This window comes from Paucilactobacillus oligofermentans DSM 15707 = LMG 22743 (assembly GCF_001434315.1).
GTDB classification, from domain to species: Bacteria; Bacillota; Bacilli; order Lactobacillales; family Lactobacillaceae; genus Paucilactobacillus; species Paucilactobacillus oligofermentans.
In genome coordinates, this window is record NZ_AZFE01000002.1 from 79,609 (window position 1) to 106,568 (window position 26,960).

24 protein-coding genes, 1 riboswitch and 1 other annotated feature are annotated in these 26,960 nt (G+C 38.6%); of the genes, 11 read left to right on the forward strand and 13 right to left on the reverse strand.

Features of this window, described 5'->3' with window-relative positions; all coding sequences use genetic code 11:
• Window position 1 precedes the first annotated feature (1 nt).
• The gene (locus FC70_RS00700) at window positions 2-640 is read left to right on the forward strand and encodes a TetR/AcrR family transcriptional regulator (RefSeq protein WP_162253430.1); all 639 of its coding nucleotides are present in this window, start codon (window positions 2-4) and stop codon (window positions 638-640) included.
• 160 nt (window positions 641-800) lie between these two features.
• Window positions 801-2,495 (forward strand): phosphoenolpyruvate carboxykinase (ATP), encoded by a 1,695-nt coding sequence (locus tag FC70_RS00705; RefSeq protein ID WP_057889123.1) that lies wholly within the window; start codon window positions 801-803, stop codon window positions 2,493-2,495.
• Window positions 2,496-2,540: 45 nt separating this feature from the next.
• On the opposite strand, the gene FC70_RS00710 is transcribed toward FC70_RS00705, so the two are convergent.
• Both FC70_RS00710 and FC70_RS00715 read right to left on the reverse strand, forming a co-directional pair.
• Window positions 2,541-3,296, reverse strand: a complete 756-nt coding sequence (locus FC70_RS00710) for an ABC transporter permease (RefSeq protein ID WP_057889124.1) — start codon at window positions 3,294-3,296, stop codon at window positions 2,541-2,543.
• A complete protein-coding gene (locus tag FC70_RS00715; RefSeq protein WP_057889125.1) occupies window positions 3,293-3,934 on the reverse strand; it encodes an ABC transporter ATP-binding protein in 642 nt (213 codons plus the stop codon). Before FC70_RS00715 ends, FC70_RS00710 begins: the two co-directional genes overlap by 4 nt.
• Window positions 3,935-4,049: 115 nt before the next feature.
• Window positions 4,050-4,140: riboswitch (TPP riboswitch) on the forward strand.
• Between the two features lie 94 nt (window positions 4,141-4,234).
• On the opposite strand from FC70_RS00715, the gene tenA reads away from it, so the two are divergent.
• A complete protein-coding gene (tenA, locus tag FC70_RS00720; protein ID WP_057889126.1) occupies window positions 4,235-4,900 on the forward strand; it encodes a thiaminase II in 666 nt (221 codons plus the stop codon).
• A 162-nt stretch (window positions 4,901-5,062) separates the two neighbouring features.
• The gene (locus FC70_RS00725; RefSeq protein ID WP_057889127.1) at window positions 5,063-5,914 is read left to right on the forward strand and encodes an aldo/keto reductase; all 852 of its coding nucleotides are present in this window, start codon (window positions 5,063-5,065) and stop codon (window positions 5,912-5,914) included.
• Window positions 5,915-6,029: 115 nt separating this feature from the next.
• Here FC70_RS00725 and FC70_RS00730 read toward each other — a convergent pair whose 3' ends face one another.
• The gene (locus FC70_RS00730; protein WP_057889128.1) at window positions 6,030-6,335 is read right to left on the reverse strand and encodes a helix-turn-helix domain-containing protein; all 306 of its coding nucleotides are present in this window, start codon (window positions 6,333-6,335) and stop codon (window positions 6,030-6,032) included.
• A gap of 234 nt (window positions 6,336-6,569) precedes the next feature.
• Between FC70_RS00730 and rlmD the strand changes: the two genes are divergently transcribed.
• The 5 genes from rlmD to FC70_RS00755 all read left to right on the forward strand — a co-directional run bounded on the left by rlmD (window position 6,570) and on the right by FC70_RS00755 (window position 12,436).
• Window positions 6,570-7,967, forward strand: coding sequence for a 23S rRNA (uracil(1939)-C(5))-methyltransferase RlmD (gene rlmD / locus FC70_RS00735; RefSeq protein WP_057889129.1), 1,398 nt, complete (start codon window positions 6,570-6,572; stop codon window positions 7,965-7,967).
• 153 nt (window positions 7,968-8,120) lie between these two features.
• Window positions 8,121-8,369: a binding site (T-box leader), on the forward strand.
• A gap of 79 nt (window positions 8,370-8,448) precedes the next feature.
• The gene (locus FC70_RS00740) at window positions 8,449-9,273 is read left to right on the forward strand and encodes a MetQ/NlpA family ABC transporter substrate-binding protein (protein WP_057889130.1); all 825 of its coding nucleotides are present in this window, start codon (window positions 8,449-8,451) and stop codon (window positions 9,271-9,273) included.
• 23 nt (window positions 9,274-9,296) lie between these two features.
• On the forward strand, window positions 9,297-10,385 hold the full coding sequence (locus FC70_RS00745; RefSeq protein ID WP_057889131.1) for a methionine ABC transporter ATP-binding protein: 1,089 nt from the start codon (window positions 9,297-9,299) through the stop codon (window positions 10,383-10,385).
• A complete protein-coding gene (locus FC70_RS00750; protein WP_057889132.1) occupies window positions 10,385-11,065 on the forward strand; it encodes a methionine ABC transporter permease in 681 nt (226 codons plus the stop codon). Before FC70_RS00745 ends, FC70_RS00750 begins: the two co-directional genes overlap by 1 nt.
• A gap of 18 nt (window positions 11,066-11,083) precedes the next feature.
• Window positions 11,084-12,436: a M20/M25/M40 family metallo-hydrolase gene (locus FC70_RS00755; RefSeq protein WP_057889133.1), complete on the forward strand. Its 1,353-nt coding sequence runs from the start codon at window positions 11,084-11,086 to the stop codon at window positions 12,434-12,436.
• 54 nt (window positions 12,437-12,490) lie between these two features.
• Here the strand turns inward: FC70_RS00755 and FC70_RS00760 are convergent, their stop codons facing one another.
• Together FC70_RS00760 and FC70_RS00765 are read right to left on the reverse strand one after the other, a co-directional pair.
• Window positions 12,491-13,996 carry a glycosyltransferase gene (locus FC70_RS00760; protein WP_057889134.1) on the reverse strand — a complete coding sequence of 502 codons (1,506 nt, stop codon included), beginning with the start codon at window positions 13,994-13,996 and terminating at the stop codon, window positions 12,491-12,493.
• A complete protein-coding gene (locus tag FC70_RS00765) occupies window positions 13,996-15,540 on the reverse strand; it encodes a glycosyltransferase (RefSeq protein WP_057889135.1) in 1,545 nt (514 codons plus the stop codon). Before FC70_RS00765 ends, FC70_RS00760 begins: the two co-directional genes overlap by 1 nt.
• A gap of 164 nt (window positions 15,541-15,704) precedes the next feature.
• Here FC70_RS00765 and FC70_RS00770 point away from each other — a divergent pair, with 164 nt between their 5' ends.
• Entirely contained in the window at window positions 15,705-16,142 is a 438-nt protein-coding gene (locus FC70_RS00770; protein WP_057889136.1) for a DUF2628 domain-containing protein, read from the forward strand.
• A 143-nt stretch (window positions 16,143-16,285) separates the two neighbouring features.
• Window positions 16,286-17,122, forward strand: coding sequence for a YitT family protein (locus FC70_RS00775; protein WP_057889137.1), 837 nt, complete (start codon window positions 16,286-16,288; stop codon window positions 17,120-17,122).
• A gap of 41 nt (window positions 17,123-17,163) precedes the next feature.
• On the opposite strand, the gene pyrE is transcribed toward FC70_RS00775, so the two are convergent.
• The 8 genes from pyrE to pyrR form a co-directional block, all read right to left on the reverse strand.
• Window positions 17,164-17,793 (reverse strand): orotate phosphoribosyltransferase, encoded by a 630-nt coding sequence (gene pyrE, locus FC70_RS00780; protein WP_057889138.1) that lies wholly within the window; start codon window positions 17,791-17,793, stop codon window positions 17,164-17,166.
• A 1-nt stretch (window position 17,794) separates the two neighbouring features.
• On the reverse strand, window positions 17,795-18,514 hold the full coding sequence (pyrF, locus tag FC70_RS00785) for an orotidine-5'-phosphate decarboxylase (protein WP_057889139.1): 720 nt from the start codon (window positions 18,512-18,514) through the stop codon (window positions 17,795-17,797).
• On the reverse strand, window positions 18,511-19,431 hold the full coding sequence (locus FC70_RS00790; RefSeq protein WP_057889140.1) for a dihydroorotate dehydrogenase: 921 nt from the start codon (window positions 19,429-19,431) through the stop codon (window positions 18,511-18,513). The genes pyrF and FC70_RS00790 overlap by 4 nt, the downstream gene beginning before the upstream one ends.
• 42 nt (window positions 19,432-19,473) lie before the next feature.
• A complete protein-coding gene (gene carB / locus FC70_RS00795) occupies window positions 19,474-22,656 on the reverse strand; it encodes a carbamoyl-phosphate synthase large subunit (RefSeq protein ID WP_057889141.1) in 3,183 nt (1,060 codons plus the stop codon).
• Window positions 22,649-23,743 (reverse strand): glutamine-hydrolyzing carbamoyl-phosphate synthase small subunit, encoded by a 1,095-nt coding sequence (carA, locus tag FC70_RS00800; protein ID WP_057889142.1) that lies wholly within the window; start codon window positions 23,741-23,743, stop codon window positions 22,649-22,651. The genes carB and carA overlap by 8 nt, the downstream gene beginning before the upstream one ends.
• Complete coding sequence (locus tag FC70_RS00805; RefSeq protein ID WP_057889143.1) at window positions 23,743-25,014, reverse strand: dihydroorotase; 1,272 nt, start codon at window positions 25,012-25,014, stop codon at window positions 23,743-23,745. Before FC70_RS00805 ends, carA begins: the two co-directional genes overlap by 1 nt.
• Before the next feature lie 31 nt (window positions 25,015-25,045).
• A complete protein-coding gene (locus FC70_RS00810) occupies window positions 25,046-25,975 on the reverse strand; it encodes an aspartate carbamoyltransferase catalytic subunit (RefSeq protein WP_057889144.1) in 930 nt (309 codons plus the stop codon).
• A 153-nt stretch (window positions 25,976-26,128) separates the two neighbouring features.
• Window positions 26,129-26,668, reverse strand: a complete 540-nt coding sequence (pyrR, locus tag FC70_RS00815) for a bifunctional pyr operon transcriptional regulator/uracil phosphoribosyltransferase PyrR (protein WP_057889145.1) — start codon at window positions 26,666-26,668, stop codon at window positions 26,129-26,131.
• Window positions 26,669-26,960: the final 292 nt, after the last annotated feature.

Genomic DNA, 26,960 nt, shown 5'->3' on the forward strand with positions numbered 1-26,960 from the left:
GGTGAATGAAACAACACCCAATTTAGATTTTAATGTGTCTTATGACTCAACTTTAGACAAAACCGAGGTATATCTTTTGAAAAATAAAAATGATTTAAGAGTTATCAAAACTGAAAATCAGATTAATGCTGCCTTTATTTCATTAATTCAATCAAAAGCAACAGATAAAATAACTATCAGTGAACTGGCAAAAGAAGCACAAATTCAACGTAAAACTTTCTATTTACATTATCAATCAATCGATGAACTTATTTTAAAATTCGAAAAAAGCCTACTAGTTGAAATTAAAAATTTATTAGCTAAAATTGATCCATCATCAATTAATGAATTAACGTTTGGCCTTAACCAACTATTAATGCAACATTATATTTTCTATCAAAATATTTTCAAAGCTCGCAATAATTTATTTTTAACCGAAGATTGTAAAAATATTTTTGCATCAGCATTGGCGCAACATTTAAAAACTCATTCTTCTCTCAATCAGATTCAGACCGAATTTTATGCCAACTTTATTGCTGCCGGAATAGTAGAAACCTACAGCAACTGGTTTGAACATGATTCCAATCTTAAGATTAATGATTTAACCAACCACATCAATACCATTATCAATCCTATTTTTAACGATATCATCAAAAAATAACATTAAATTTTTTTAATTTTAGATATCACTAATTAAAATTTAACGATAAATTTATATTATTTTACATTTGTGAATAAATCTACTTGTATCACGTTTCGCCTTGTATTATGATAGTTTCAATATCCACCAACGTTCTCAATCGAAAGGAAAATGATTATCAATGGAAAATGTGAATTTCATTAAAAATGGTTCAACCTATTTGAACCTAGATCGAAAGATTGCCGTTCTAAATTATAACCAAAATTATCTTAGTAACGTCTTTGATTTACTCAATAGTGACGAAATCCTCAACATTATTGATTGTTTTTTGACTTCAACGCCGAACCATCAAACTAAAATCAATCAACTTACTAGCGTTGATTACGTCGCTATCATTAAACGAGTTTTGATTGATGACGATACCGTTTATCAATCCTTTGATGCTAAAGAAATTTTAACCAGCGTTGAAAATTTGTACTCATTTTACCGGTCATTCTTACGAATCTCCGTTATGAATGCCACCAATAATCAAATTTTAAATAGTGAATTTTTAGCCATTGATGATAAGTTTAATGACTTAGTCAGAAACCTTTATCGTTCGGTTGAAGAAAAAGTTCAAGGATTTCCTAATCATACTTACCGTCAAGTTAACGCCGGTACTAATGCTTCATTGATGGTTAAACCTTACAAATGGTCAATTCCATCTGATTACGAACAACTTAAATCAATTAATTTTATTGATAAAATCATGTTACGTCCACCAATGATGATGCACACTCAAAGTAACAAACGCAAAGGCACTTTTTCAAGTGTTGATTATAATCCAATTGATCATTTTGATGGCAATCCTGATGAATGGTACTGCTACCCCGCTAAAATTGGTGAAAGTTTAGCCCTAATTTACTTCCATCAAGATTACTTCGTTAGTGGTTTAGCCCTCGCTAACCTCTTTGAACTAGCTGATGAAGCCGACGTCGCTAATCACAAACCTGATTTAATTTTGCTCTTCGGGGTTAAACAAACTGAAGGCGATGTTAGTCATTATCACCATGATGAAAAAAATGACATCTGGGTCGGTGAAGTGCCTTACAACAACCAAACCACTTACTTTGGTTACATGAAAAAAATGTGCCTCACGTTGCATAACTTGCATATGATTTATCAAAATCGCTTACCAATTCACGGTTCAATGGTCAAAATTAAGTTTTCAAATGGAAAAACCAAAACTGTGGTCTTCTTTGGCGATTCCGGTGCCGGTAAGTCTGAATCAATTGAGGCCCTGCAAGAAATTGCCGGTGACCAAATTCATAAAATGGAAACCATTTTTGATGACATGGGTAGTTTCACATTAGATTCATCCGATTCTGAAGGTCTATACGCCCAAGGAACTGAAATTGGGGCATTTGTTCGCCTTGATGATTTGAGTAGTGCGGTTGCCTTTAACAATATGGATCGTGGAGTTTATTTAAACCCTGAACAAAAAAATGCTCGGGTAATTATTCCGGCGAACACTTATGACCGTGTAGTTACGCATCATCATATCGATATGTGGGTCTATGCCAATAATTATGATACTGAAATTGGTTTACACCGCTTCGATGATAAAAACGAAGCCAAGCAAACTTTCGTTGATGGCAAACGCTTTGCACTTGGAACCACTGATGAAGTCGGTATGAGTACGACCTTCTTCGCTAATCCATTTGGTCCTGTCCAAGAACCAGTTAAAACCCAACCAATTATTGATCAAGTTTTTGATACGCTCTTTGAACATAATGTCTATGTCGGCGAAATCTATACCCACTTAGGTAATGATAAATCGAAAGATAGTTTAAACGGTTCCGTTCAAGCAATGTTAAATACCTTGATGGACTCATAAATTAAAGCTCAGCTCGCAAATTTTGCGAACTGAGCTTTTTTAGAATTATTTTAATTGCATTTTACTATTATAAAATTTACGATAGGCCAGATAACAAGCAATCACGGAACCAATCGCGGTGGTGGCTAATAACATAAACATCACCATAATTTGATATTTAATTGCCTTAACCGGATCGACACCGGCAATAATTAATCCGGACATCATCCCCGGCAAACTAACTAATCCCACGGTTTTAGCTGAATCAATCGTTGGTGACATCCCCGCGCGGACACTTTCCGCCACAATCGAGCGCGAAGCTAATTTAATTTCCGCTCCCAAAGCTAACTTTTCAATTACTTGCTGGCGTTGATCACGGAAACTAGCATTTAGATTTCGATAACATAAACCAATCGCGACCATGGTATTACTGGCAACCATCCCTGAGAATGGAATGATTTGGGCGGGAATCATTTTTAATGAACCTGTGGCAATCAACGTTCCAACCACAACTACCGTACTGGTTAAAATCGCAATAAATGAAATGAAAAAAGCATTTTCAATTCCAGGTCCACGTTTACGAGCGTTATCGGCCGCATTAATGATAATAATCAGAATCATTAGCAAAGTAACGACCCAGTTGTTAATTTTAAACACGTACTTCAGCAAATAACCAACCACGGTTAATTGAATGACGGTCCGAATAACGCCAATAATAATGTCCTTATTCAAACCAAGTTTTTCACGATAACTGATAAAGACCGCAACCAATACTAATCCAGTCACTAACGTTAATGATACATTGCTTACTACTAGATTCATCGACTAATCCTCCCATCAACCACCGCAATAACTTTTTCAGCATTCTCAATTTCTTGTTGATCATGAGTCACCGAAACAATCGCAATTTGTTCTTCTTGATGAACCGCGCGAATCAAGTTCCAAACAATCGCTTTGTTTTCCGCATCTAGTCCGGTTGTAATTTCATCTAGTAATAAAACTTTAGGCAAATACATTAAATTACGTAAAAGCGCAATTCGTTGTCGTTCACCACCGGAAACCTCAATTACTTTTTGGTCCATCATGGAAGCTGGTAATTGCACTCGTGCCATTAATTCTAGTGCTCGGTCACGATTATATTCAACACCCCGAACTTCAGCCGGAAATTTTAAATTATCTTCAACCGTTTCACCAAATAGCGCTGGTCGTTGAACACAATATGAAACTTCTCGCCGATATTTAACTGGATCTAATTCCATCACATTTTGGCCTTGGAAGTCAATTTCTCCACTCGTTGCCGAAATCATTTGCGCCATTAACGTTAAAATTGTACTTTTACCGCCACCAGATAAACCAACAATCGTTAAATAGTCATTGTCAGCAACTTCTAAATCTAATTGATTCAAGATTTTTTTATCGCCGACCTGATAGCTCACTTGTTTAAATTCAATTACTGCCATTACTGCACCTCATTATATTAATCCCTTAAGTATAACTAACTCATCGATTAGAACCAACTAATTAAGGTTATGATTGACATTAGCTTGGCATATCGTTATGGTAGACTCAATTAAATATCATTATCTGGGGTGCCAACTTGGCTGAGAATATACCCATTGAACCTGATCCGCGTAATGGCGGCGTAGGAAGTTAAAGTGATTTACAGCACGCTTGAAAATTGTGCAGTAAATCACGTTTCAACCAACATAAATTTCAATGCAAAAGCCCCCCAGATAAAATTAACTGGAGGGCTCTTTATTTTGACAAAAATTAGTACTGAACTATTTGAAATCGCACAACCAGTCTGGAACTTAAGCTATCAACATCCATTCATCACTGAACTAGCCGCTGGTAAGTTACCCTTAGAAAAATTTCGTTATTATCTCAAACAGGATCGTTATTATTTAGAACAGTTTGGTGATTTACATGAAAAGATTGCCCAACTAATTGATAATCCCGCGGATAAAGAAATCCTGTTAGTCGGCGCCAACGATATGCATGATGGCGAACTCGACATTCGAAACACTATGTTCCAAGAAATTGGGATTACTGCAGATGAAATTAAAAGTACCCCCATCGCCCCAACCGCGTATAGTTATGTCACCCATATGAACTATGAATTAACTAACGGGACCACTGCTTCTGCCGTCGCTGCTTTACTACCCTGTTACTGGTTATACAGTGAAATTGGCCATCGGCTCATTAACGCTCAATCTCCCGTGCCGATTTACCAAGAATGGTTAGATAGCTATGCCAGTACTGAATTTGATGGTGGCACGAATCAAATGGTGCAACTTATCGATCACCTTAGTGAACAAGCCGATTCTGCTGAACGAGCTCAAATCAAAGATTCTTTCTTAAAAAGCAGTAATTACGAATTAAACTTTTGGCAAATGGCTTACACAATGGAAAATTGGGCGGGTTAATTATTTATATTTTGCCAAAACAGCCACTTTTGGTTAACATTATTATTTCCACAAACAATAACCGCTTACATTTTTTGATAAAATCCGGCCATAATTCCTAAATTACATCCATTAATGTGTTAAACTAAGCGTTAATCACATTAAGTTTGGAGGAATTTTAACGTGCAAAGTCTAATTGACACTTATACCCTGAATAATGATGTAAAAATTCCAATCGTCGGTTTTGGTACTTGGCAGTCTGCTGATGGTGACATCGCTTACCAATCTGTTCAAACCGCGATTGATGCTGGTTATCGCCATATTGATACTGCAACTGCATATGGTAATGAAGTCAGTGTCGGGAAAGCAATCAATGACAGTGATGTTGATCGTCATGATATTTTTTTGACGACTAAACTTTGGAACGATGATCATGGTTACGAAGCCACGACCAAAGCACTTGATAACTCGTTAAAAAGTTTGGACACCGATTATGTCGATCTATACTTAATCCATTGGCCTAATCCAGTTGAGTTCCGTGATAACTGGGAACAAATTAATGCGGAAAGCTGGCAAGCAATGGAAGAAGCTTATAAGGCCGGGAAAGTTCGTGCCATTGGGGTATCCAACTTCCGTCCTCACCACTTAGCTTCATTAATGAAGACGGCCACAATTACGCCCGCCGTTAACCAAAACTACTTAAATCCTAGCGATATGCAGCCTGAAGTAATTCACGCTAATGAACAATATAATATTTTAAATGAAGCTTATAGTCCCCTTGGGACCGGTGAACTATTATCCGTGCCACTACTTCATGAACTTGGTGAAAAGTACGGTCATAGTGCTGCTCAATTAACGCTTCGTTGGTCATTGCAACATGGCTTTTTACCATTACCTAAATCAACCCATGCGGACCGCATTCAACAAAATACTGATATCTTCGACTTCACAATTAGCGATTCAGATATGAAGGCCATTGATGGTTTACATGGTACTACTCGCGTTGCTGATGATCCTGATTTAGTTAACTTTTAAATATAAACTAAGAAACGGCCAGTGCATAACGCACTGACCGTTTTTATATTTATGAGCATTTATAAAAAGATTAACAACATCCAAATGATTCCAACAATGACCCACCAGTATCTAGCTAACCATTCCAACCATTATTAATCGGTTGCTGTTGATCCGACTTGTCAGCATCTAGAAACTCTTTCATCAATCGGCTTTGAGAATTAACTGGTTCAACACCTAGCACTAATTCATCCAAGCTAACCTCTAATACTTTTGCCAGTTGAACCAAATTATTCATATCCGGAACTGATTCGCCATTCTCCCACTTGGAAATTGACTGTCGTGATAAAAATATTTTTTCAGCTAATTCATCTTGCGAAAAATTCGCGGTTTTTCGTAATTCAACTAATTTTTTGGAAAATTCAGTGATTTGTTTTGCCATCATAATCACTCCTCATTAATTTATAACTTAAGTATAGCAAACACCCTCTTTACAAACACGCACTTATCAAGCCATCAGCCCTTTACAATTACGCAACTAATGGTTGCATTGACCATTAAATCAATCTTTTATCATGAATTGACTCACTATGATACACACGGCTTGGTTACCATGTTATAATTACCGTTAGCACTTTTTGTAGAACGAATATTGTCAAATGAATAGGAAAAACACATGAAAACATATTATGATCGCACCAAAAATGATACTGTCAAAATGGATGTTGGAACTCGTTTCCCACTGACCATCAAACAAATCGGGATTAATGGCGAAGGAATTGGCTACTATAAGCACAAGATCGTCTTCATTCCCAATGCCTTACCTGAAGAATTAGTAACGGCGGAAGCCACTGAAGTGACCGACCGTTATATTCGTGCCAGAATTCACACCATGCGTCGGGAAAGCCAGCATCGAGTACCAACTCGGGATAGCTATGCCGAAGAAGTTGGTGGTTTCGAACTCGAACACCTTTCATACCCACAACAATTAAAATTTAAACGTGACTTAGTCATGCAATCACTTGAAAAATTCAAACCTCGAGGTTACAACAAGTACCAAATTCGTGCCACTCTTGGTATGGAAAATCCTTACGAATATCGGAACAAAGCCCAATTTCAAATTCGGATGATTGATGGTCATGTTGCTGCTGGATTATTTAAGCCTGGTAGCCATGATCTGGTCGATTTAGAAACCTGTTCCGTTCAAATGCCTGCTACTATGAAAGTAATGCGGGCCATCGTTAAAATGATTGAAGATCTTGGCATCCCCGTTTATGACGAAGAAGCCAATTCTGGTATCATAAAAACGGTCGTTGTTCGGGTCGCTAATGAAACTGGTAACGTTCAAGTCACGTTCATTACGAACACCCCTAAATTACTCAAAAAACATAATTTATTAACTCGTATTGCGGAAGAACTTCCCGAAGTCACTTCCGTTATGCAAAACGTTAATAAAGGTACTAGTCCCTTAGTTTGGGGAAGTGAAACAATTCATTTAGCTGGTTCAACCGCGATTACTGAAAAAATCAATAACCTTCAATTCCGTTTATCGGCTCGGGCCTTCTTACAATTGAACCCCGCACAAACTGATGTCTTATACGCTGAAACCCGGCGTGCCCTCCGCGTAAACAAACACGACACATTAGTCGATGCTTATGCCGGAATTGGAACTATCGGGCTTTCAATGGCCACTAAAGTTAAACAAGTGGTTGGGATGGAAATTATTGAAGATGCTGTCAAAGATGCCAACTTCAATGCGGCTTTAAACGGAATCGATAACGCACATTACGAAGTCGGCACTGCTGAAGATATCATGCCGCAATGGCTTGAACAAGGACTGCAAGTTGATGCGATGGTTGTCGATCCACCACGTGCCGGTCTTGATGAAAAGTTAATTGAACAAATTTTATTAGCTGATCCCGAAAAATTGGTTTATGTTTCATGTAATCCTTCAACTTTAGCTCGCGATTTAGTCACGTTGACTGATCGTTATAACGTTGAATACATGCAACCAGTTGATATGATGCCACAAACACCAAAATGTGAAGTTGTGGTTAAGTTAGTAAGAAACTAAATATTAGCATCCCATAAAGGGCCTTGATTCGTTTGAATCATGGTCTTTTTTTCATCACTTTGAATAATTAATTTCTGAATAAACAAAATAAAAGTATTGACAAGATTTAAGAAAGTAATTATTATACTACTCAATACTTATTAAATAATTTAAATGACTACAAGATGAGTAAAGAAATTTAATTTTTTTAGAGAGCACATGGCTGGTGAAAATGTGTAAAGTTGATTTCTTGAATATGGTCTTGGTTGTGTGCATTAGTGAGGCTTTGGCTTAACTGATGTCGGGGTGGCTACCGTTATTATTTGCCAAGTCCTAGTGCATCCGGAGGCACTGTGACTTACAAAGCTATTTTTCGTGAGGAAAATAGAAATTAAGGTGGTAACGCGAAAAATCGTCCTTGAATTCAATTATTGAATTCAAGGACGATTTTTTTTATTTAAATTATTAAGTACAAGTAACAACATTCTAGGAGGAATTATTTATGTCAATCTATAAAAAATTAATATCATTTACTGGATTAGCCTTAATAGCATTAGGAATTGGTTTAACAGCTTCTAGCAACACCGTCAGTGCTAACACCACCGTTAAAATCGGGATTAGCGGCAGTGATCATCGAACTTGGAATGCCGCTGAAAAGAAATTAAAAAATGAAGGAATTACTTTAAAATTTGTTTCCTTTAGTGACTATAACCAACCAAACACCGCCTTAAAAAATGGCGATATTGATTTAAATGCCTTCCAAACCAAATATTTCCTTGATGATTGGAAAAAGACCCATAATGCTAAATTAACTGCAATTGGAAAAACTGAAATTGCACCCATGGCTTTATACTCAAGCAAATATAAAAAAGTTAGCCAAATTAAAAAGGGCGATACTATAACGATTAGTAACGACGCCACTAATGAAGGTCGGGCCCTAACGTTACTTCAAAATGCGGGACTGATTAAAATTAAAAACACAACCCTACCCACCGTTAGTGACATTACAGAAAACAAGTTAAACCTAAATATTAAAGCTGTAGATTCCGCTCAAACAGCCCATTCATTAGGTGATGTAGCTGCAGCCGTTGTTAATAACGGGGTTGCTTCAGATTCTGGATTAAAAATCAAAAATGCTTTATACGCTGAAAAAGTCAATAAACAATCCAAACCTTATATCAACGTTATCGCTGCTCAAACTAAGGACAAGAATAATAAAACTTATAAAAAAGTCGTGGCTGCTTTCCAGACTAACGCAACGAAAAAAATTATTAAAAAGATTTCCAATAATTCCGAAGTCCCAGCATGGGATATTAAGCTCAAATAAAATTATATTGGGAGTGATCACAAATGATTAAAAATAATTTAGCAGTCAATCTAATAAATATCGATGTAACTTTTAAACAAAAAAATCATGTTATCAAAGCCGTAGATGATGTCACTCTTAAAATTGAAAAAGGCGATATCTATGGCATCGTTGGTTATTCAGGGGCCGGCAAAAGTACGTTAGTTCGAGTTATCAATTTATTACAAGCACCCAGTAACGGTAGCGTTATTGTTAATGATCAAAATATGCTTGCCCTTCATAGCAATCAACTCCGCTATGCTCGAAAAAAAATTGGCATGATTTTTCAACATTTCAATTTGATGAATGCCCGTACCGTTGCTGGCAATGTTGCTTTCCCTTTGAGAAAAAGTAACCTTACCAAAAAACAAATCAACGATAAAGTTGACCAGCTATTAGCATTAGTTGGATTAACCGATAAAAAATTGACCTATCCATCCCAACTATCAGGTGGTCAAAAACAACGGGTCGCAATTGCTCGTGCGCTTTCAAACGATCCTGATATTCTTATCAGTGATGAAGCCACTAGCGCCCTTGATCCAAAAACGACCAAATCAATTCTTATTTTACTAGCTTCATTAAATCAAAAATTAAATTTAACCATCATATTAATTACTCATGAAATGCAGGCCGTTAAACAAATTTGTAATAACGCTGCCGTGATGGAAAACGGTCGGATTGTAGAGAGAAATAATATCGTTAACATCTTTAGTCAACCTGAAGTTAAAATCACCCAAGAGTTTGTCGCAACTGCCAACCAAATCGACGAAGCAATTGACAGTGTTTTAGCACAACCAAATATCAAGCATCTAAAAACCAACGAGGTTCTAATTAAACTTAAGTATATTGGAACCGTAACTGATGAGCCAATCATCGTTGGCCTTTATAAACAATTTGAGGTAACTGCCAATATTTTAGCAGGAAATGTTGAAAATTTAAAAGATACGCCGGTTGGTAATCTAGTAATCATTTTATCTGGACAAGCGAATAACGTTAAACATGCATTGAAATTTTTAGAAGGTTTAGATGTTAAAGTTACCATCCTCAAAATTGGTAATGACATAAAATCCGTAATTGGAGGGAGTAAACGATAATGCATTCTTTACTAATTCATTTATTTCCAAACGTGGTTTCTCAGTGGAATCTCGTAACCCAAAGTTTTACTGAAACCCTATTCATGGTCGGATGGACTGCTCTTATTGCCGGAATAATTGGGATATCTTTTGGAATTTTATTAACTATTACCGGTCCAAAAGGCATCCTGGAAAATACATTAGTTTATAGCGTTTTAGATAAATTTATTAACATCATCCGATCAGTTCCCTTTATTATTTTACTAGCCTTAGTAGTGCCATTAACCAGAATAATCGTTGGCACTTCCATTGGAACCATTGCTGCTATTGTTCCGCTGTCCATTGGGGTATTTCCTTTCTATGCACGGCAAGTTCAAAATGCACTCGTTGAAGTCGATTCGGGCATTATAGAAGCCGCACAGGCAAGCGGTTCAAGTAACTTCGATTTAATTTTTGGAGTTTACCTGAAAGAAGGAACATCGGAATTAATCAGAGTTTCTATCGTAACCTTGATTGGTGTAATTGATTTTACCGCGATGGCCGGCGCTATTGGTGGCGGTGGCTTAGGTAACCTAGCAATTAGTCTTGGCTACGATCGTTTTGAAAACGATATTACGATTGCAGCAACCCTAATCATCCTAGTCATGGTCTTAGTTACTCAAACAATTGGTGACTACTTTGTTCGTCGCACTACCCATTAACTTAAAGGAGATAATTAAATGTCAAAAGAAGATAATATCAAAACATTTCAAGAAAAACTGGCCGATTATATCCAACTGAGTTCTGTTTCTGCGCAATACCAGAATATCAACGTAACTGCGGAATTTTTGAAAAAGACATTAACCGAATTAGGTGGTCAAGTTCAAGTATTCGATGATCAAAAATTCCCACTAGTCTTCGCAGACTTCCCCACAACTGACCCCAATTCTGATCAACCGACTGTACTTTTTTATAATCATTATGATGTTCAACCTGCCGAACCTCTCGAACTTTGGCATAGTGATCCTTGGACCCTAACTAAACAAGACGGAAAGTTAATTGGTCGCGGAATTGCAGATTGTAAAGGTGATTTATTTGTCCGTTTAACCGCATTAAAAAATTACATTGATGACAACGGTCAACCGCCCGTCCACATCAAATTTTTAATTGAAGGTGCCGAAGAAATTGCTAGTAATGGATTGGAATACTATTTTAAAAAATACTCGAATTTGTTCCAAACTGATTTAGTTGTTTGGGAATCTGGCAGCAAAAATGAAAAGGGACAATTAAGTATCACTGGCGGTAATAAAGGTATCTGTTGCTTCGAGCTATCAGCAACCTCAGCCAATATTGATTTACATTCATCATATGCAGCCATTGTTGATGGGGCATTGTGGCACCTAGTTGATAGTATTTCCAGTTTGCGTGACCGTGGTAAAATTGCCATTGAAGGATTTTATGACGGTATTGAAGAACCAACTGATCGAGCCAGAGAGCTAGCCCATCAAATGAATTTGTCTCCAGAAAAATTAACTGAACAATACCAACTCGCATATCCATTAATTCCAGGTAATGAAATTAATAAAATCAAAGAGGCCTACTTATTTTCTCCTAGTCTTAATATTGAAGGAATTAGTGGTGGCTATGAAAATGAAAGTGTTAAAACCGTGTTACCAAGGTATGGGGTTGCTAAATTTGATATTCGACTAGTTCCCGGCCAAGAACCAGAGGATATCGCAAAAAAAGTTGAAGCCCAATTAAAGAAAAATGGTTTTAATGATATTAAGATTGATTACACCATGGGAAGCAAAGCCTATCGATCTGATATGGATGCGCCCTTAATCAATACCTTAATTCAAACTGCAAAAACCGTCTACGGTGGCGAAAACAGTATTGAGGTATTACCTACTTCTGCCGGTACGGGACCATCATATAACTTTAATCATTATCTTAATGCTCCCATTGCTGCATTTGGCATTGGCAACCCCCAATCTGGGGCCCACGCACCTAATGAAAATGTTTATGAAGCCGACTACCTTCAAGGAATTGAATTAATCAGTCGGTTTTTCACCAATCTCACGAAAAATAAATAAAAATAACCCTCGATGTTGAACAAAATTCAACACTGAGGGTTTTCGTATCTATATTTATTTTAAAATCACTTGCCATTGTTTCCAGACATTCTCTGGTGAATAAGATTCACTTAATTGATAAGCTTGGTCACTCATCGACTGCCATAATTGATCATCTTGTAGTATCTTTATCGCCGCATTGGCCACTTCAGAAATATTATTAGTTTCAATTAAACGACCATTATTTCCATCAGTAATAATTTCCGCCGGCCCATAATGATAATTACAACTAATCACTGGCACTCCATGACTAAGGCCTTCAACCATTGCTAACGGTTGACCATCTTGTTTCCCTAAATCAAGCATTAATTGCGCAGTATCATATGGTTCATCTACACCCGGTTGATAACCTCTAAAGTTAACGGAATCATCATTGATTTTCAAATCAATCACTTGCTGTTTAAAATTAGCTAAATCTGATTTACTACCATAACCATACAAATCCAAGTTAGTAGTCGGTACCGCTTCATGAATTAACTTATAAGCTTGTAATAATTGATCAATTTCTTTATCTTTACCTAATCGGCCGACATAAATCAAATTACCAGGTTTACGTGCACTTAATTTCACCGGTTGGTAATGTTCAGCAATTGCACCACTAATCGTATAAATATGCTTTTTAAACTTCGGTAATCGTTGCTGCAAATGTTCCCGCTGTTGATTAGTCATTACGATAATCCCAGCTAATTTCTTCAAACCTTTCGGGGTAAATGGTACTGCATATGAACCATCATAGGCCCCTAAAACTTCATCTTGCCCATCGCGTGCATGATTCATTGGCAACCACAAATATTTCTTAGCACCCGATTCCATACTCATTACTGGCATATTCGCTACTGCTGGTCGATCAGCGATAAACACATTATTTTCATCGTTAGCTTGATTTAGTTCGTCTAAAAAGTACGTGAATAAATCATCTATTGAATTGAAAAAACGATCCCGCCCCCGATAATTCAACAACTGATTTAAAGAATTAATTGGCGTGTTGGCCGTTGATTTAATGTAGTGACGTTCCATATATCGCGTACCATCGGGACGATAATACACTTGATAACTCATGTGCCCTTCGCCATCGAAGAATTCATCGACTGATTTAAAGCCACGAATATCATACTGTTCCCGATTAGCTAAGTTCCCTGCAACATCAAAGTAATCAACCCGTGCAATCTGGCCCACTGTGCCACTGGCAAAGTGGATTTCGCCCACTAGTCGGCCGCCATCTTTAATCGTTCGCGAATTATTACCGGTGCTCACTTGGTAATCCACCGGAATTTTCAAATCCTTGGTTTTTAACTCATGACCCACATAATCAATTGTATTGCCAAAAAAATCAAACATATTAATAATCTGTTCATCATTTAAATTAAACTTTTTAATTGTCCGATGTAATTGATTATCATGATTTCGCGTCACGATTTTAGCGGGAGTTTGAAACTGATCAAACAATTTAATTCGTTTAAATTCAGCATGTTCCAAACTTGAATTTTGGCTCAAAATATATTCGTTCACAAAATAAAACATTAGTGAGCCCCCTTTTCAAATTGGTCGGCATCTTGAATTAAAACTTGCCATTTTTCCATGACCGCCGCCTCGGAATAACGACGACTGTCGGCATACGCATGTTGACTAAATAATGCGAGTTTATCCTGATCTTGAAGCAATGAAATGATTGCCTGCGCTAAGCCATCAATATCACCGTTAGTCGTTAACAAGCCATCTTGTTGATCAATCACCACATCGGCTGGACCGTACTTAATATCATTAGCAATGATTGGTAAGCCATGTGATTGTGCTTCAACTAATGACAACGGTAGACCTTCTGCCCGGCTAGGAAGAATTAACAATTGGGCATCATTATAAATACTAGCCACATCGGCCGTATATCCCCTAAAATTAATTGATTTTTCCAATTCTTCTTCTTTAACAATTGCTTTGACCTTTTTACCAAAATCAGCATTTTCATAACCCCATAAATCAAGGGTTGCCTCAGGTAAAACTTTAATCACTTGTTTCCAAGCTTTGACTAATTGATCTTGTTGCTTTTCAGATGAAATCCGCGCCACCATCACGACTTTTAATGGGGTACGCTTTGAAAACTCAATTTGCTTCGCTTCTAATGTCGCAGTTGATACGACCGGTCCCGGGATTTGATAAATCTTAATCGCTTCATCCCCAAACCGCGCATCTAAATCAATTTTTTGCTGCTTAGTCAACCCAATCAAACCGTCCCAATCATTCAAATGATTCAAGCCAAATGCATAGTTATAATTATATTCGGCGTGCAACATATCCTTTGAAGCATTTACATGGTTATTATGAAGCTGCATAGCTCGATAGACCCGCTTTTTCATATGAAATACGGGCCATGCTAATTCGTATGAACGATCAACAATTAGTTTAGGTGCCGTTCCATCATTGAGCTGATTATCACTCACCATTTGATCATAAAAAAAGCTCACTAACTCATTAAAGTTCGCAAATGAATATTTGTGATCAGCATAATTTAAAATAAAATGCTCAATCGCTTTGCCCTGACGATCATGCAAACGCGACTTTTGAATCGCAATTGTCCCATCTGGTTTAAGATAGTTTTCAATCGCAATTTTGCCATCCCAACCATAGATTTGTTCAACCGACATAAAACCACGCACATCAAACCACTTAACTTTTAATAGTTTTCCATAGTGATCAAAATACTGTAGGTTCATGACCCGTTTATCCGCTTCGCTGTGACGACGAACGTACATCATTCGTTGATCATTTTCATAATAATTATAACTGGGTCCATCGGCAGCCCGTCGCCACGTTGAATCAATGTTAATATCTTGAATCATTGTTGGTTGAGCCGGAATATCTAACGTTTCTTGGAAATAATCATATAAATTAACTAATTGATTATCTGCAATCCCAGCGGCCTGCGTAACCCGGTGTAATTCATTATTATATTGAATTGTCACGATTTTAGCAGGCACTTTAAAACTATTAAATAAATTCAGACGCTTAATTTGAGCGTGCTCAATTCCCGATTTATGGTCTTGCATATTATCATCTAAAAAGTAATACATAACGGCTCCTTCCGGTTTGTTTTATTGTATAGATAATAACATATATTAACTTTGTGACCATATTTTGACGAAATGTTTATAAGTTTTTGAATGTTAATATCAATGTTCAATAAATAGGCGGTATGTTATGATATATCAATAGTTAACAGGAGGAACAACGACTAATGCAAGACCCATTTAACAATCAAAATAATTCCGAACAAGACCCTAACGACCCATTTTCTGGATTACCAATTCCACCAAACTATGCGCGGATTGTAAATAAAGAAAATCGCCAAGTCCGAATTGCCAAAGTTGGCGTTTCTTGGACTACTTTTTTCTTTGGTCCACTACCCTCTGTTTTTCGTGGTGACTGGTATAACTTTGCCTTGATGTTAGTCATTGATGTCGCCTATGGCTTACTACTTTCAATGCTTGGTCTTGAAGTCGTTAATACCGATACTGCTTCAAACTTAATGTTGATTTTAAACGTCCTGCCATCAATTATTTTCTCCATTTTTTATAATATGATGTATTTCCGCCATAAATTTTACACCGGTTATGAACCAGCTGACGAACGTTCAAAAGAACTACTCGTGAAAGCCAAATACTGGAAAGATTAATACTAATTAGCAGTCCAATCATCAATTTTGATGATTGGACTTTTTAATTATTTATTAAATTAATTCACTAAATCCAACATTTAATGATTATCAATACATTTTAATGTATACTTATTATAATAATAAAATTATGGAGGACTTTAATGAAGCTACCAATTCACAAACCACTCGTTCGCGGATTCTTAATGATTGTCGCCCTAGAAATTATCGCCATCGCCATCAATATGTTTTTTGCCCCTCACGAAGTTGCTGCTGGTGGAGCAACCGGGATCGCCATCTTAGTTCAAGAAGCTTTTAAAATTCCACTGTGGATGACTACTTTGGGTGTCAACATGCTGATGATGATTTTGGCTCTTTCATTTCTTAATGGCGGGACCACACGCCGTATTTTATTTGGTAGTCTTGCCCTACCAGTGCTGTTATCAATTACTCCGCAAATGATGATCATTCAAGATCGCCTGCTCGCAATTATTATTGGTAGCTTAGTGATTGCTGCCGGTTTTGCTTTAAATTATCGCATCGATGCCTCTAGTGGTGGAACCACGGTTCCACCCATGATTTTCGCAAAATACTTTAAAATTAGGCCTTCAATTGGATTATTCATGGTTGATTTTGTGGTCTGTCTATTCAATATTCCCGTGACCGGTTTTGAGGCCTTTGCATTAGCAATTTTCTCAGTCGGAATTACTAGTCTTGCGATGAACTATATCGAAACTGGTTTTGACCGCAAAAAAACTGTTTATATTATGAGCAACGAACATCTACCCCAAATTGAAGATAATATTTTAACTCACACAGATTATGGAATGACGATTCATCAAGTCGTTGGTGGTTATTCAAATGAACCCCGCGAAATGTTGATGGTGATTGTTGAACAACGTGATTTCAGACACCTAGTTAACCGTGTCCATAAAGTTGATCCAATTGCCTTCATTATTGCAACCGAAGCGACCGAAGTGCACGGTGGCAGTATCGAATAAATTAAAACGGAAGTTCCCAAATTGGGAGCTTCCGTTTTTTATTACCAAGCCGCTGGATCTTCTCGCCATTTTTTCAATGAATCAATATCCGAACTTGTAATTAAATTTTCAGTTTCCGCCGTTGCAATCAAAGTACTATAATCGGTTACTGCATAATAATCGAGTCCGTAATCTCCAAAATTTTTAGTCGCGGCATCTAATTGATACGTAAACACCGCGCAAACTCCTATGACATCGGCGTCAGCCGCTTTTACGGCATCAACTGCCTTTAACACACTGCCACCCGTCGAGATTAAATCATCAATTAGCACGACTTTTTGTCCGGCTTTTAAATCACCTTCGATTTGATTACCTTGACCGTGATCTTTAGGTTTTGACCGCACATAAATCATTGGTAAATCTAACATTTGCGCAACCCACGCGGCGTGTGGGATTCCCGCCGTTGCGGTTCCAGCAATCACTTCGACTTCTGGGAAATGTTCCCGAATAATCGCACAAATACCGGTATAAATATTTCGGCGAACGCTCGGATAAGAAATGGTCATTCGATTATCCGTATAGATGGGACTCTTAAGACCACTAGCCCAAGTGAATGGATCATTAGGTTTTAAAGCGACGGCCCCAATTGCTAATAAATCATGGGCTACTTTTTCTGCGATTGATTCATTCATATTAAGCCTCCAAGAATTGTTTTGTAATTTCAAGATATGCGGCTGCCGGATTATCACTTTGCGTAATTGGTCGGCCAACTACAATTGCATTACTTCGTAAATGACTCGCTTGCGCTGGGGTTACCGTTCGTTTTTGGTCATCATTAACACTTAAATCTGGTCGAATTCCCGGTGTGACACATAAAAATTCATCCCCGACCACGGGCCGAATAACTGATAACTCTTGAGCTGAACAGACTACTCCATCAACTCCTGCTTGTTCCGCTAATTGGGCATAATTTTGAACAGATTCCTTCATCGTCAAATCCACATGCTGTTCGTCATGTAACATTTGATCATCCGTGGACGTCAATTGAGTAATGGCTAATAACTTAGCTGGTTCAACCCCGACTTCTTTAGCACCGGCCTGTAAACCACGAAGCCCAGCTGTTAACATTACTGACCCCCCAGCCGCATGAATCGTTGCAAATTGGATGCCTAAACGACCAATCGATGTCATTGCTTGTTCCACGGTATGGGGAATATCGTGTAATTTTAAATCTAAAAAAATTTGAAAATGACGTTGTTGGATTTCTCTGATCATACTGGGACCTTCGGCATAAAATAGTTCCATCCCGATTTTGATAATTGGTTTTGGTTCAACCTCAAACTGGTCTAATAACTGAATTGCGGCTTGTCTTGACGGAACATCCAGTGCCACAATTGGTTGGTATTTTTTCAAAATTGTACCTCCGCTAAATCAGTCAATTTATCAATGTGGTAATAGTCCATCACAGTTGGCAATTGTGCAATGATTTTTGGACAAGCCAGTGGATCATGATAGTTAGCGGCACCAACTTGAACGGCATTTGCCCCCGCCATCATATATTCTAAAACATCTTCAGCGGATTCAATCCCACCGACTCCGATAATTGGAATTTGTGAGACACTTCGAACTTGATGAATCATCCGAATTGCCATTGGTTTCAACGCTGGTCCTGATAAGCCACCAGTTTGATTACCTAATACGGGCTTACGGGTTTGCAAGTCAATACTCATCCCCGTCAACGTATTAATCATCGTTAATCCTGCTGCTCCACCACGTTCGGCGGCTAAAGCAATTGGGACAATATCAGTAATATTGGGCGTTAATTTTACATACAAAGGAACGCGACTAACCGCCACACAAGCACGGGTTAATTTTTCAACCGTGTCGGGATCCGTTCCCATCGCCAGTCCACCATGAGCAACATTCGGACATGAAACATTTAATTCAATCGCACTCACATCATTTGACGAACTTAATTTACGGACTACCGTCACATAGTCTTCTTCACTAAAACCACCGGCACTTGCAATTACGGGTAATTCAGGAAAATGTTCACCGAGCCATGGTAATTTTTCAGCCACGACGGCGTCGACCCCAACATTTTGCAGGCCATTTGCATTCATCCAACCAGCTGTCGTATTGGTCGTTCGCGGTTGCGGATTTCCTTCACGGGCGAGTGGTGTCGTCGATTTAATCACCAATGAACCTAATACATTTAAATCATATTTTTCGGCGTATTCTTGACCATACCAGCAAGTTCCACTCGCTGGCATCACGGGATTCTTTAAGTCTAATCCTGGCAATTTAACGTTGAGTCGATTTGACAACATGCTGATTCTCCTTAATTTATTCGGCTTAAGTATCGTGTTCGTCTACAATGCTGCTAAAGTATAACTTTGTTCTTCTAACATCCCCGTAAGTGCATTCAAAGTATCCAATGATGTCAGTAAGAGAATTTCATGACTAATGGCTAAGGCACGCATTTTAGCGCCATCTTCATGATGACTATTGCCATCATCCACCGTATTCACCACCATCGAAATTTTTTGACTGGCGAGTACTTTTCCTAATTCATGGTCACCATCGCTGCCAAATTTACCCACACGATTAGCAACTTTGATCCCATCTTTTTCTAAATAATCTGCCGTGCCATCAGTCGCTGAAATTCTAAAACCTAACTCGATTAATCGGCGGGCGATAGTTGTTGCTCGGGCCTTTTGTTGATCATCAATGGTTAATAAAACTTGACCTTCGCTTGGAATATCAAATCCGCTACCGAGAAAAGCTTTGGCTAAGGCTTTGGCAAAAGTGGCATCACTGCCCATTACTTCACCAGTTGATTTCATTTCTGGACTTAACAGGCTGTCCACGTTGTTCAACTTGCTAAATGAAAAGACGGGGGCTTTGACATGTACTTGCCCCGTATAGGCAGCAATTCCCGTTTGATAGCCAATATCAGCTAACTTTTCGCCCATAATTACTTTAGTGGCTAATTGAGTCATTGGAATATCAGTTACTTTACTTAAAAATGGCACGGTTCGACTAGCGCGCGGATTAACTTCAATGACATAGACGGTTTCATCATGCACAACAAATTGGACATTCATTAAGCCCCGACATTTTAGTTCCAGCGCTAACTTAATCGTGGCTGCTTCAATTTGATCAATCACAGTTTGCGAGAAAGTTTGAGCGGGATAAACCGCCATTGAATCACCCGAGTGAATCCCTGCACCTTCAATGTGTTCCATAATTCCGGGAATCAATACCGTCTCACCATCACAGATGGCATCAACTTCACATTCTTTACCTGATAGATAGCTATCAATTAATACGGGATGATGTGGTGAAACTTCAACGGCCGTGGTCATATACGTTTGTAACTGTTCATCACTATGGACAATTTGCATGGCGCGACCACCCAATACATAACTTGGCCGGACTAACACTGGATAACCAATTTCATTCGCATTGGCTTGGGCTTCGTCATTGGTAAAAGCCGTTTTTCCAACTGGTTGTGGAATTGCCAATTGCTTGATAATTTGATTAAATTCATCTCGATCTTCGGCGCGGTCAACATCGGCCACCGTCGTGCCTAAAATTTTTACCCCATGTTCCTCTAGTGGTGCCGCGAGATTAATGGCCGTTTGACCACCAAATTGGACGATGACCCCGAGTGGCTTTTCAACATCAACGACATTTAAAACATCTTCTAGCGTGAGCGGTTCAAAATATAGCTTGTCAGAAATTGAGAAATCAGTCGACACCGTCTCCGGATTATTATTCATAATCACGGCTTGATACCCCGCCTCTTTCAAAGTTTGGGCACAATGGACGGTCGCGTAATCAAACTCAATCCCTTGACCGATTCGAATTGGTCCCGAACCTAAGACTAGCACCGTTTTATCACTATCAGCATGTCTTTCAGTTTCCGTTTCATAAGTACTATAAAAGTATGGCGTGTGGGCTTCAAATTCACCAGCACAAGTATCGACCATCTTATAAGTAGGTAACAAATTTTGGCCCTTACGTACATTCCTAATCTCATCGGTCGTCATTTGCCAAAAGTCCGCGATCATTTCATCAGAAAAACCATTTTGTTTCGCTAATTTTAATAACTCTGAAGCATTAGGTTGTGCTTTTAGCGCCGTTTCAATTTCAAAAATTCGTAATAACTTGTCTAAGAAAAACAGATCAATTTTCGTTAATTCGTGAATCTCAGGTAGCGACCAGTGGCGCTTAATCGCTTCATAAATCGCAAACAAGCGATCATCACGCGCATGGACTAACAAGTCAGCTAACTCTTCATCAGTTTTGGTTGCCATTTCCGGTAAGGTTAAACTTTGCGTTTCAATTTCCAGCGAGCGAACCGCTTTTTGCGTGGCTTCCTCTATATTTCGGCCAATCGCCATTACTTCACCGGTCGCTTTCATTTGCGTCCCTAAGTTACGATCTGCTTGATTAAACTTATCAAAGGGCCAGCGCGGAATCTTGGCGACTACGTAATCCAGCATTGGTTCAAACATCGCAAAAGTTGTTTGGGTGACCGGATTTTTAATTTCATCTAACGTCAATCCGACTGCAATTTTAGCCGCTAACTTCGCAATTGGATAACCGGTGGCTTTAGAAGCTAAGGCGGATGACCGACTAACCCGTGGATTAACTTCAATGATGTAATATTCAAAACTGTTGGGATCCAAAGCTAATTGAACGTTACAGCCACCTTCAATTTTTAACGCTGAAATTAATTTCAACGACACATCCCGGAGCATTTGATATTCACGGTCGGATAAGGTTTGAACTGGCGCATAGACAATCGAATCCCCCGTATGAATCCCAACCGGGTCAAAATTTTCCATCGAACAAACGACCATCGTATTATCAGCATGATCGCGCATGACTTCAAACTCAATTTCTTTAAACCCGGCAATACTTTGTTCAATTAACACCTGGGTAATTGGTGATAACGATAACCCGTTACTAGTAATTTCTTCAAACTCAGCTTCATCCTTTGCAATCCCACCACCAGTACCGCCCAAGGTATACGCCGGGCGAATAATTGCGGGAAACCCAATCGTTTGAACAAACTCGGTTGCTTCATCCAAGGTAGTGACGGTTTTTGATTGTGGTACTGGTTCCGCTAAATCTAACATTAACTGTTTAAACTGTTCGCGATCTTCAGCTTGCATGATTGATTTTAAGCTAGTGCCCAATAGTTCAACGTCATACTTTTCCAGCACTCCATGTTCATCGAGTTGCTTCGCTAAATTTAATCCAGTTTGGCCCCCAACGGTTGGTAAAATCGCATCAGGTTGTTCAATTCGAATCACCCGACTAACAAATTCCAAGGTTAACGGTTCAATATACACGCGATCGGCAATTTCTTTGTCGGTCATAATCGTGGCCGGATTAGAATTAATTAATACTACTTCATAGCCTTCTTCTTTTAAGGCAAGACATGCTTGTGAGCCAGAATAATCAAATTCCGCAGCCTGACTAATGATAATTGGGCCAGAACCAATGACCAATATTTTTTTTAGATCTTCACGTTTAGACATGTTGTTCTAGCTCCTTTTGTCGTTGTTGGCTATCAATCATTTCTAAGAAATCATCGAATAAATGACTGGCATCATGCGGACCTGGTGCTGCATCTGGATGAAATTGCACGGAAAAGGCGGGATATTGTTTATGACGTAAGCCTTCAACCGTTTGATCATTAATTTCTTCGTGAGTAATAAATAATTCGGTTTGCGCCACTGATTTGGCATCCACCGCATAACCATGATTTTGTGAGGTAAAATCAATGCGATTTGTAATAATTTCTTTCACGGGATGATTAAAGCCGCGATGACCAAATTTCATTTTAAAAGTATCACAGCCATTGGCGAGGGCGAATAACTGGTGACCCAGACAAATCCCAAAGATTGGCACAAGTTGTTCAATCGTCCGAATCATCTCTAACGCGGCCGGCACATTTTTTGGATCACCGGGTCCATTACTGAGTAAAACTCCGTCTGGCTGACAGTTAAGAACTTCTTGCGCCGTTGAATCTGCGGGTAAAACCGTGACGTTACAATTACGTTCGGCAAGTTCCCGAAGAATACTGTGTTTCAGACCAAAATCTACCACCACAATCCGTTTACCGGTATTTGGATTCGGATAAGCTTTATGGGTACTACTAAGTTCGACTAATTTAGTCGCTGATAACGCCAAACTATTAATCAATTCCGGAGCACTTTCAATTTCATCAACAATTGCGGCTTTGGTAGAACCTTGCATCCGAATTTTTTTAGTTAATGACCGCGTATCAATTCCCTTAATTCCAGGAATATCATGTTGTTTCAAAAAGGTATCGAGACTCATTTGATTACGCCAATTACTTGCCGTACGGGCAACTTCATGTGCCACGACTCCGGCTGTCGTGGGGGCAACTGATTCATCATCGTCAAAATTGATCCCATAATTACCAATCAATGGATACGTAAACATCAAGATTTCACCATTATATGATTGATCGGTGATTGATTCTTGATAACCCGTCATGCCCGTATTGAAAACTAATTCACCGGCTCGCGCAACGTCGGCACCAAACGCTTCACCTTCAATTACTTCGCCATTTTCAAAGACTAAATATCTTTTTTTCATTACATCCTCCGATACGCCACTTCGCCATCAACTACCGTTAGTACCGTTTCCCCATAAGCTTGTTTGCCAATAAATGGTGAATTATGACCTTTTGATAAAAATTCTTGGTCATCAATCGTGAATTCATGTTCTAAATCAAAGACCGCAATATCAGCCGGGGCTCCAATTTTTAATTCACCCGCATTCGGTAGATCAAAGATTTCTTTATTTTTCGTACTCATCCAGTCAATTAGCTGGGGTAATGTCCATAATTTTGATTTAACAAATTGCGTGTAAAGTAACGCAAACGCGGTTTCAGAACCCACAATCCCGTTTGGTGAATTCAAGAAACCATGTTGTTTCTCTTCATCGGTATGAGGGGCATGATCTGTGGCGATAATATCAATCGTGCCATCCATTAGTCCGTTAATACAAGCTTGCCGATCGTCAAAGTCACGTAATGGTGGATTCATTTTCATTTGCGAGTTATCAAACGTGATATCAGATTCATCTAATAAAATATGATGTGGGGTAACTTCACAAGTAACGTTGACCCCTTGTTGCTTAGCGTGTCGAACCAAATCAACACTTTCTTTGGTTGAGACGTGACAGACATGGTAGTGTACGCCAGTTACCTGTGCTAAAGCTAAATTTCGAGCGATTTGCGCGGTTTCACTCACATCAGGTAATCCAGGAAGTCCTAATCGTTTGGCGGCGTCCCCATCGTTAATAACCCCCTCAAAAGACAACTGCATATCTTGCGCGTGGTCACACATTGGTACTCCCAATTTCGCCATTTGTTGCATACCTTCATAAACAACCGCGGCATCTTGAATACCGGAACCGTCATCACTAAAGAATCGCGCCCCAGCTGCATTTAATTCGTCAAAATCAACCACTGCTTGTCCGGCACGTCCTTGAGTCACCGGAGCGTATTGTTCAATTTTAATTGCCCCTTGTTGGTTACGTGCTACTTGTTGGTGAAATTTTTCTGCTGTGTCACAAGTTGGGTTTAAGTTTGCCATTGCGGCGATTGTTGTATAACCACCATGTGCTGCTGCTTGGCTCCCCGTGATGATGGTTTCTTTGTTGGTATATCCCGGTTCACGTAAATGAACGTGCATATCAATTAAACCTGGTGAAACAAATGCCCCGTGTAAATCAATTTGTTCACTGGCAGATTGGGTAATTGAAGTAGCCATCTCAATAATTTTGCCACCATCAATTAAAATTTCGATTGGTTCCATTTGATGATGATTTAATTTACGTCCGTTTTTTAACAATAGCGACATGTGATTACTCCTTTTTTGGCTAATTGATTAACTACATTACTTCTTGATATCTTAAGACGCGGCTTAGAATTGCCATCCGTGCATATACACCATTTTTCATTTGTTCGAAGATTCGTGATTGAGGGCCTTCAACTAAGTCACTATCAATTTCAACGCCACGATTTACTGGAGCTGGATGAATAATGATGGCTTTGGGCTTCATCTGCGTAGCTCGCTCTTTGGTTAAACCAAACTGTTGATGATATTCGTCGCTGTCAAAATTCATGCCTTCAGTATCATTTAACCGTTCATTTTGAACCCGCAGTAAGTTAATGACATCCATGTCTGGTAAGAGCGTATCTAAGTCGCCATAAGTTCCATACTTTTCAAAATCGGAATCAAACCATTCTTTAGGACCAGAGAAGAAAACTTTTGCTCCCAAGCTATATAGCATTTGGGCATTTGAACGCGCCACGCGAGAATGTTTGATGTCTCCAACAATCAGTACTTTTAAATCATTGAAACTTTTAAATTCTTCCGCAATTGTCATCATATCCAATAAACATTGTGACGGATGCTGACCACTCCCATCACCCGCATTCACAATTCCAATTTTTAAATCTTCGCGTTTACATAAATCTCGGTAATATTCAGTTTCTGGATGACGAATCACGGCTACATTAACCCCAATTGATTCCAAAGTTTTTAACGTGTCATACAGCGTTTCCCCTTTATTAACTGAACTGGTTGAGGCATCAAAGTTAATCGTATCCATATTGAGCTTGTGTTCAGCCATTTGAAAACTACATTTGGTTCTGGTGGAATCTTCGAAAAATAGGTTGGCAGCATAAGCCTTTTGGAATAGTTCCGGCTTTTTACCCTCTTTGTAAGCTTGTGCCTCGTGGATTAAATCAAGTGCATCGTCTGCTTCCATGTGATCTACGGTTACCAAGTTTCGTTGAATTCTTTCTGCCATCATCATAAGTTGTTTTCCTTTCTATTCAAAAAAAGCGTCAAGTTAATCATTTTCTGATTAGCTCAACGCTTGTGTGAGTATAGTCCTGCAGCTGGATGCTACAAAAACTGTACTGTACCGTTTTGCTCTCTCAGGAAACAATTAAAAGGTTCAGTTACTTTATTTTATTTTTTCAATCGTAATATCTTCATGGCTATCATATTCTTCAACGGCAACATGAACTTGTTCATCCATAGCAGTTGGAATATTTTTACCTACAAAATCAGGACGGATTGGTAATTCACGGTGACCGCGATCAACCAACACAGCTAGCGAGATTTTCTTTGGACGACCAGCATCCATTAAAGCATCTAATGCAGCCCGAACGGTCCGACCGGTAAATAACACATCATCAACTAAGATAACGTGCTTATCGTTAATATCAACATTAATATCAACACCCTTAACTTCAGGTTCTTCATGATAATCAGCAACATGACGATCATCACGATACAAAGTTATATCTAATTCGCCAACGGGAATATCAATTTGTTCAAGCTGTTTAAGTCGCTTAGCCAAACGTTTAGCGATATAAACCCCGCGAGTTTTAATGCCTACAAATACAAGATCATCGACACCTTTATTCTGTTCGATAATTTCATATGTGATTCGAGTCAATGCGCGTTGCATGCTTGAACCATCAACAACTTCGTGTGCCACTAATCTCACGCTCCTTTTTAATATGTTTGAGTTTGCTGAAGTACCAGTTAAAAATAGAACCTCTCAGTTTTCACTAAGAGGTTCCTGTACATTTCTGCCGGTTTACTTCTCAGCCTCACTGGACTAAATTAAAGTTATTTAATTGTATTCATTTTAACGAATCAAATTATTCTTGTCAATGGTCTTAAAATAATTTTTTTATTCTTTTATTTGTTTACAGCTAGCTATTTTAATTGCACAAAAAAACACGAATCAATTAAGATTCGTGTTTTTTAAATGCATGGCGACGTCC